At 28.2% G+C, this 7751-nt stretch carries 12 protein-coding genes; 3 read left to right on the top strand and 9 right to left on the bottom strand.

The window, feature by feature from the left end:
* The coding region (locus tag Q0X98_RS07215; RefSeq protein WP_297682525.1) for a TauD/TfdA family dioxygenase at positions 1 to 1089 on the top strand (1089 nt) is incomplete at its 5' end.
* Between the two features lies 1 nt (position 1090).
* On the opposite strand, the gene Q0X98_RS07210 is transcribed toward Q0X98_RS07215, so the two are convergent.
* Positions 1091 to 1270, bottom strand: coding sequence for a hypothetical protein (locus Q0X98_RS07210; RefSeq protein ID WP_297682523.1), 180 nt, complete (start codon positions 1268 to 1270; stop codon positions 1091 to 1093).
* Between the two features lie 44 nt (positions 1271 to 1314).
* Between Q0X98_RS07210 and Q0X98_RS07205 the strand changes: the two genes are divergently transcribed.
* A complete protein-coding gene (locus tag Q0X98_RS07205) occupies positions 1315 to 2172 on the top strand; it encodes an NAD(P)-dependent oxidoreductase (protein ID WP_297682521.1) in 858 nt (285 codons plus the stop codon).
* Between the two features lie 251 nt (positions 2173 to 2423).
* On the opposite strand, the gene Q0X98_RS07200 is transcribed toward Q0X98_RS07205, so the two are convergent.
* From Q0X98_RS07200 to Q0X98_RS07165, 8 genes are all read right to left on the bottom strand, one after another.
* Positions 2424 to 2711: a carbonic anhydrase gene (locus Q0X98_RS07200; RefSeq protein ID WP_297682519.1), complete on the bottom strand. Its 288-nt coding sequence runs from the start codon at positions 2709 to 2711 to the stop codon at positions 2424 to 2426.
* A 124-nt stretch (positions 2712 to 2835) separates the two neighbouring features.
* Positions 2836 to 3405 (bottom strand): heme-binding protein, encoded by a 570-nt coding sequence (locus Q0X98_RS07195; protein WP_297682517.1) that lies wholly within the window; start codon positions 3403 to 3405, stop codon positions 2836 to 2838.
* Between the two features lie 4 nt (positions 3406 to 3409).
* Positions 3410 to 3733, bottom strand: a complete 324-nt coding sequence (locus Q0X98_RS07190) for a hypothetical protein (RefSeq protein ID WP_297682515.1) — start codon at positions 3731 to 3733, stop codon at positions 3410 to 3412.
* Positions 3734 to 4310: 577 nt separating this feature from the next.
* On the bottom strand, positions 4311 to 4775 hold the full coding sequence (locus Q0X98_RS07185; protein WP_297682513.1) for a sulfite exporter TauE/SafE family protein: 465 nt from the start codon (positions 4773 to 4775) through the stop codon (positions 4311 to 4313).
* 20 nt (positions 4776 to 4795) lie between these two features.
* Positions 4796 to 5560 (bottom strand): SDR family oxidoreductase, encoded by a 765-nt coding sequence (locus Q0X98_RS07180; RefSeq protein WP_297682511.1) that lies wholly within the window; start codon positions 5558 to 5560, stop codon positions 4796 to 4798.
* A 48-nt stretch (positions 5561 to 5608) separates the two neighbouring features.
* Entirely contained in the window at positions 5609 to 5866 is a 258-nt protein-coding gene (locus Q0X98_RS07175; RefSeq protein WP_297682509.1) for a GNAT family N-acetyltransferase, read from the bottom strand.
* Between the two features lie 173 nt (positions 5867 to 6039).
* Positions 6040 to 7065, bottom strand: coding sequence for a short-chain fatty acyl-CoA regulator family protein (locus Q0X98_RS07170; protein WP_297682507.1), 1026 nt, complete (start codon positions 7063 to 7065; stop codon positions 6040 to 6042).
* Positions 7066 to 7304: 239 nt separating this feature from the next.
* Positions 7305 to 7475, bottom strand: a complete 171-nt coding sequence (locus Q0X98_RS07165; protein ID WP_297682505.1) for a helix-turn-helix transcriptional regulator — start codon at positions 7473 to 7475, stop codon at positions 7305 to 7307.
* 75 nt (positions 7476 to 7550) lie between these two features.
* On the opposite strand from Q0X98_RS07165, the gene Q0X98_RS07160 reads away from it, so the two are divergent.
* Entirely contained in the window at positions 7551 to 7748 is a 198-nt protein-coding gene (locus tag Q0X98_RS07160; protein WP_297682503.1) for a hypothetical protein, read from the top strand.
* Positions 7749 to 7751 lie beyond the last annotated feature (3 nt).

Raw genomic sequence — 7751 nt, 5'->3', positions numbered from 1 at the left:
GATGAAAATAAAATTTACTTCAATAACGGTTCAGTCAAAAAAGAAATACACCCTTTTTGGTTAAGAGAAAGAGTTGATGGTGAGGAATTTTTAGACAAAGGCACTCAACAACGGCTATTTGATCCAACAACCTTAAACAACGAAATATCAATTAATACCGCTATTATTAATGAAAAATTTCTTGAAATTAACTTTAACGATGGCGTTAAATCTAAATTAAACATTGATAAACTTACTTTAGAGTTTTCTAACGAGGATACAGTTATAAAATCTATTCCTAAAATTAAATGGAATTCAACATTAGAAAATATAAAAAATTTCAAATACCAAGGTGACTTTTTTGATAGTAAAGAAATGTATGAACTACTTGTTTCTTTCTACAAATATGGATTTGTAATAATCAAAAATATGCCAGTAGAGAATAATTTCATTGTAAAATTTGCTAATTCAATAGGAAGTGTAAGAAGAACAAATTTTGGTGAATTTTTTGATGTTAAATCAAAGCCAGATCCAAATGATCTAGCATACACTTCTTTAGGACTATCACCTCATACTGATAATCCTTACCGAAACCCTGTTCCATGTATACAACTACTTCATTGTATTGAAAGTGAGGTAACAGGTGGGTTATCTACATTGGTAGATGGTTTTACTGTGACTGAGGATTTAAAAAAAGAAAATCTAGAATTTTATAAAATTTTATCTGAAGTCAAAGTAAGATTTAAATTTATTGATAAGGATGTGGTTTTAGAAGATTGGTCAGAATTGATTAAACTTGATAATGATAAAAATTTTAAACAAGTTAGATTTAGTCCAAGACTAGATTATGTACCAATGTTAGATAAGGAAAAATTAGATCTATATTATAAGGCTCGTAAAAGATTATCTGAAATGTATAACTCAGCAAAATACAGAATAGAGTTTAAACTTGCTCCAAAAGATTTAATGATGATGGATAATTATAGACTGCTTCATGGAAGAACATCATACGAGGTAAAAGAAGGAAATAGATTTTTGCAAGGATGTTATATCGATTATGACAGTACCGAAGGAAAACTAAGACATCTAAAAAGAAAATTTAATATCTAATTTATTTTTTTAAACAATTATTAACTAATATTGCCATCAAAATCCAAACGATAAAAGTTTCTCCATGACTAAACACATAGTCTGCTCCACCAAAACCAGCAATAATATTTATTGCATAGATAATAATAGTTGATGTAACAAGACTTATTAACAAATCTCTTAATGCACATAAGTATTTCATAAATAAACTTTATACATATTCATTTATCATGTAAACTTCATTATATGAGTAATGTAGGCTTTATCGGTGTAGGATACATGGGCTATGGAATAGCTAAAAATATCTTAGAAAAAAATAATAACTTATTTGTAATTGCTAATAAAAATAGAAAACCAATTGAAAAAATTGTGAGCAAAGGCGCAAACGAAGTAAAAACCATAGAAGAATTTAAAGAAAAACAACTAAACGTTTTAGTTAAATGTGTAACTAACACCCCTATTGCAAAAGAGATAGCTTTAAAGCTAGCAAATATTTTAGATAAAAAAACTTTAATAATTGATATTACAACTCACAATAAAACAGGATCAATTGAAACAGAAAAAATTTATCAATCTAAAAACATTAATTATATAGAGTGCCCTGTAATGGGTGGTCCTGTTCAAGCAGAAGAAGGTGTCTTGGGCGGTATTGTTGGTGCAACCAATGATAACTTTAAATTAGCAGAACCAATTTTAAAACTTTTTTGTAAAAATTATTTTCATTTCGGTCCTGTTGGAATGGGTGCAAAATCAAAGCTATTAAACAATTTTTTAACACTGGGAAATGCTGCTTTAATAAATCATATGGCAAAAGCAGCTAAAAAATTTGATTTAGATTTAAAAAAATTATTTGATGTAGCAAAACTTGGCTCTGGAAATTCAGCTGCACTTATTAGAGTTTTTGATGCTTTGCTAGAGGGAGATTTTAAGGGATTTAAGTTTACAGCAACTAATTCTGTAAAAGACTTAACTTACATTCAAGATCTATTAAAAGATTTTCCAGAAGCTGAAAAAATTGCAGAAGATAATAAAAATTATTTTCAAAAAGCTGTAGATGATGGTTATGGCGAAAATTTTATTAGTGAATTAATTGATAAAAAATAATTTAAGAGGAATTAATTAAGTTATCGGGAATCTACTAAAGCGGTAGGTTGTATTCAAGAAGTATATTTACATTTAAATTAAAAAAATTAATTGAAATAAGTTTATTAATAATTACCTTTATAACAAGGAGGTCATTATGTTAAAACTTACACCACCTGATACTTAGCTGAAAAAACAATCCATAAAACAAACTAAAAAAATCCAAACGGATTTAAAAGCCAAAGAGGCTAAATAAGGGAGCTCTTTAGGACTTATCTTAAAGAGCGAACCCTTAAAATTTTTTGATTTAATTTAATTATATAAAACTCTAATTTTAATTTTGGAAATTTTTTGATAACTATTTTTTTAAGTTTTTGAAATGAATTTTTGTGAATTTCATCTTCAATGAACTCCTTTTTATTTTCAGCTAATTTAATAGCTCCACAATCCTCGTGATTAACCACTATTAATTTTTTAATTTTATGTAAATTAATAGAAGTTTTAAGATTATCTAAAAAGGTCTGGTGCCATTTTTTAAATTTAGAATGGGTAACTCCCACAGCAGCACCTGCTATTGTAAAAGAACTATGTTTACTAACTAAATTCTTTTTTTTATAAACTTAAAAACAGGGAGTTGAAATCTTGGATCTATACAAGATAAAACCATAGCTTTATATTTTGATTTCATTGTTGGTAATCTACTTTAAACATTGCTTCATTTCTTCTGTTCATTGGTAGTGTAAAAGGGCTATCATATGTTGCTCTAATGGGTGCACTTATAATTGTTACATTATTGATCTTTAGTTCTTTTTCTAAAATTTCTTTATGTTTTGTAAAATTACTATCAGAAGCTCTACCAGAATACCTAATAACGGCATAATACCCTCCTTCAATATTAACTATACTTACATCTGTGCTACTTGGCTTTGGAACAGTATCTGAATTGAATTTTGAAGGTAAATAAAACTGCATTGTCATACTCCCATTTTTTTCAACTTGAGTAACTGGTGTAGTCATAGCTATTTTTTCTTGAGTGTCGTTCCTACCAGATATGTAATTAAATAGTTTTCTAAAATTGCTATCTATTCCAGCTCTAGATGTTTCTACTGCTAAACGATTTAGATATTTTCTAATCTCATATAATTCATTTTTTATAATAACTTCATATTTTGCTTCCTCATTAGCCATGATCATAGAGTAGGGTAAAATTAATAAAGTACAAAATATAAGAAAATTTAATTTAAGAAATTTCATATATTTAGATTACTTTATACTCAAAATTTTGAGTTTTTTCATTTATCTGTATCAATTTAGCACCATTTCTCGTATGAAATTTTGTTGCCATGTCAGTTAATGGTGAAAGGGTAACCAATCTATTTAGATGATTTGATTTTTTGATTTTTTTAAATACCTCTTTGACTATTAACTTACCCCCACCCTTTTTCTTAGACCAAACTGTATAGGCAATTGCAATTTGACCACCACTTTGATCTCTCATCGCACTCTGTAAAAAAGCATCAGTGCTTAATTTTTCAAGTTCATCAACACTTTTAGGAATTTCATTGGTGTAAGCAAAACACATAACAGCATGAATTTCACCTAGGTATTCAACACCATATATTTTTCTACCATATCCAGTTCTAAATTTATTATCTAATTCAGGACGAACAGGATCCTCTTGGGTATTGCACTCTTTAAGCTCAACAAGCTTAGCACCTTTAACCCAACCAAAAAAGTTATCAATATTCTTACTTAAAACTTGTCTATTTTTTCTTAGTCTTGCTTTAATTCTAGGATTGAAATGTTTTATTCATATCTGTAACTAAGTTTATTTTAACATTTAGCTAAACACTTAAAGGTTTGTAAATAAATCATATCAGATAATCATACAAAAGCTTTGTGCTCGTAACAAAAATTAACGCATATATAAGATATTGTAGAATAATTTTTCTTCAATAATTTTAAGTAATCTGATAACCAATTAAAATACCCAATAAAGCAACTGGAAATAATAGTACGTGACTGCTTAAAGGATTCCAAATTGGTCATAGATAGATTAATATAGAGCGGAAGTTTGATTAAATTTACGAAGCGTAAAAAAAAATATTCGTGTGCCAACATAAATTTCTTTTTTCATTCTAAGGGGAAGCAAATAAAGACTAGTCGGGTGTTCCACCAGCATGAACGCAAAAACTCGTAAAACCAGCAATTGTTGAGCAGATACTTCCTTTTAGTGAATTTTTTTGGGATTTTTCTTCCTTATTTTTCTTAAAAAAAAAATAATGTCCTGCAAAAAGAAAGCCCATCAAACCAACAATAAATTTTAATAAATCTTCAGAAAAATATGAAAAAGTCAATGAACCTATTATTATTCCCAAACCCGCAAAAGGAACCATTAACTTTAAAGTACCAAAATCAAATTCTTTTCTATATTTATAAGTAGCTATAAAATCAGAGAAGATTAATATTGGTAAAATAATCCCTAATGCTTGTGTTAGTGGCATCGCCACAGTCATTAATGGAATTGAAATTAAAGCAATAGATCCTCCTAAACCAGATTTAGCAATACCAAATAAAAGAATTGCAGGAACAACTGTAAAGAAAAATAATAAATTTATATCCATTTATGTGTTTGTTTAGTGGATTATGTCCAGCCACCGTCAACAACGATATCTTGTGAGGTAATCATCTTACTATCATCTGATGCTAAAAATAATGCAGCATTAGCTATGTCTTCAGGTAAAACTTTATCAGGCAAACATTGTCCTTCTTTAATTTTTTTCTCTCCTTCTTCATCAAGATGAACTTCAATTTGCTTTTTAGTCATTGTCCAGCCCGGGACAAGTGTGTTTACTCTAATTCTATCTTTACCAAATCGTTTTGCAAGTCCATGAGTTAATCCATGTAAAGAGGATTTGAAAACACCATAAAGAATTGTTTTTTCATTTTTTCTCATCCATCCAATAGATCCTACATTAATAACTGATCCACCACCTAACTTAATCATACTTTTTATTACGGCTTTCGCTGTAAACACATGTGGCTTTAAATTGGTTTGATACTCCCAATCAAAATACTCATGGGTAGTCTCTAAAAATTCATGTCGCTCATCATTTGCAGCATTATTTAAAAGTACGCTTATGTCACCTATAGATTTGATAACTTCAGCAATTATATTTTCTAGAGAATTTGTATCTGTGATATCACATTTATAAAATTTAGGAACAAAACTACATTCCTTTAAACTTTCAATTAATTCATTTGATGCTTCTTCATTTCTTCCAACAAAAGCAACTTTAGATCCTTGTTTTGCAAACTCTTCTACTAATGTTGCCCCAATGCCTGTTGAACCACCCAGTACAAAAACTACTTTGTCTTTAAGGGATGAATAAGATGTTTTTAAACTCATATATAAATTAAATTAATAAAACTTTAATTACACCAATCTTTGATAGTTTTATATTATTTTAAATAATTTTTTTCCTAAAGGGCTAATTGGATCTTGTGGTATTGGCAATTTGCCTGTTTTATCTTTAACAAGATTTAACAGTTTTTTAGCAATTCCCTTTTTTCTAAAAATTGGGTTAACAAAAATGTATTCCACTTCACCCTGGTCATTAAATCTGACAAAACCTAGTGTTGTATTTTCATTTTTAAATGTAAAAACACCATCTGCCTCATCTAATTTATAGTTTGAAAAGTCAAATCTGCTCATAGAAACTAGTAATTAAGGAGCAAAAGGATAATTGCAATAGCAACAATAATTGAGCTAACAACAATGTAATTTAGCTTAATATTGAACCTTTTTTCAACATATTCAGTAATTTTTTCCCAAAACAATACTATTAAAAAAATTAGAATAGCTGGCAAAATATATTTTATCATAATCTATGAATTATTATCACTAACGTAAACTGATACTCCCCTTGTATTTAAATCTACATCAAACTTTTTATGTAAGGGTGGAAAAGCCCTTTGTGAACAATCTAGTCTGTCACATGTTCTACATGACACACCAATTGGAATCTCAGTTGATTTATCATTAATATTTATATTTTCTGTATAAACAAAGTCTTTTGCATATTTAGCTTCACAACCAAGACCAATAGATAATATACTTTTTGATTGTCCAAATCGTCCAATCCCTTTTTCAACAGTTCTTGCAATACAAACATACTTTTCACCATTAGTCATTTTACTGACAGCCGCTTGAATAACCCCTGGTCTCGTTAATGCTGAATAAACATTCCATCTTGGACAAGCTCCACCATATCTTGGGATATCAATCCCTGACAATGAAAATCTTTTTGAAATATTTCCTGCCATATCTACTCTTAAAAAATGAAATGGAATTCCTGGAAGTTTTGGATCTTGTAAACATGTAACTCTATGTGCAACTTGTTCAAAGGATGTTGCAAATGTATTTTGTAATAATTCTAAATCATATTTAAGTTTTTTACACTCTGTATGAAATAATTTATAAGGCATTAATATTGCTGCACCACAATAATTTAACAAAGCAACTTTAGTTAGTTTTTTAGATTCTTCAGAAGGAAAGCTAAACGTTGATAAATATTTATCAATTTCTTTACTCGCTCCTTCTTGTGCAATTTGTGCTGCTGCATGTAATTTTTTTGTCTCTAAAGAACTATAATCACTTAACAAAAGTTCTTTTTTATTTTTATGATAAATTTTTGAAAAAGGTTTATTTTCTTCTGGTATTACATCTATAACTTTGATTGAATATTCAGACTTTAAATATTCACATAAGGCAATATATCTTGTTCGATTATTTTTTTGAATTTTTTCAAAAACTTTATTTGCAAACTCTTCTAATTTTGGAAAATAATTTCTATTTTGTTGTAGAAAATCTGAAATCACTTCACCTGGAAAAGAATTTTTTCTATTATCCACAATCTTTCCAGATATTTTTTCAATCTTATCAATTAGTTCATGATCTTTTTTTTTTAATATATCCCCTAAGTCTTACAATCGCTTTACCAATTTTGGGATTTGTGCTAACTAAATCTTTAACTTCAGGACCCAAAATATCTAAATCTTCAAACAAACTATCATCTAAAATTTCAGAAATTGTATTTTGTAAGTTAATATCTGTCTTTGATGTTAGATCAGATAACTCAATATTTAATTTTTCACAGAACTAATAACAGTAAATCACCATCAATTTTTCTTTTTCCACTCTCGATTAAATTTAAATAACTCGGAGATATGCCTAAATCCTCAGCTAATTTGTTTGCCTGGAGACCTAGTTGTCTTCTAAAAGACTTGATTTTTGGCCCTATTTTTAAATCTAATTGACTCATATTTACTATTTGTAAATTTTGTAAATTTATTTTTACAATTTTTTTCTTTGATTTACAAGCATTTTTACGATTTTTATGGATATTGTAAATCTTGTAAATTATAAAGTTTACATGAATAAAAAATTAAAAAATAACGAAAATGAAGCTCAAATCATAAAAAAAGAGGATTTTGATCAACATAACAGTAGAGGTATCTACATGAGAGATGATCATTGTGATTGGGGTTCTAGTGGAATGAATGACCTTATTAAGTCTTTAGACGATAATAACTAATTC

This window comes from uncultured Candidatus Pelagibacter sp. (assembly GCF_943788075.1).
Classification (GTDB): Bacteria; Pseudomonadota; Alphaproteobacteria; order Pelagibacterales; family Pelagibacteraceae; genus Pelagibacter.
Note: the sequence above shows the minus strand (reverse complement) of the source record. Positions and strands in the feature narration are given on the sequence as shown.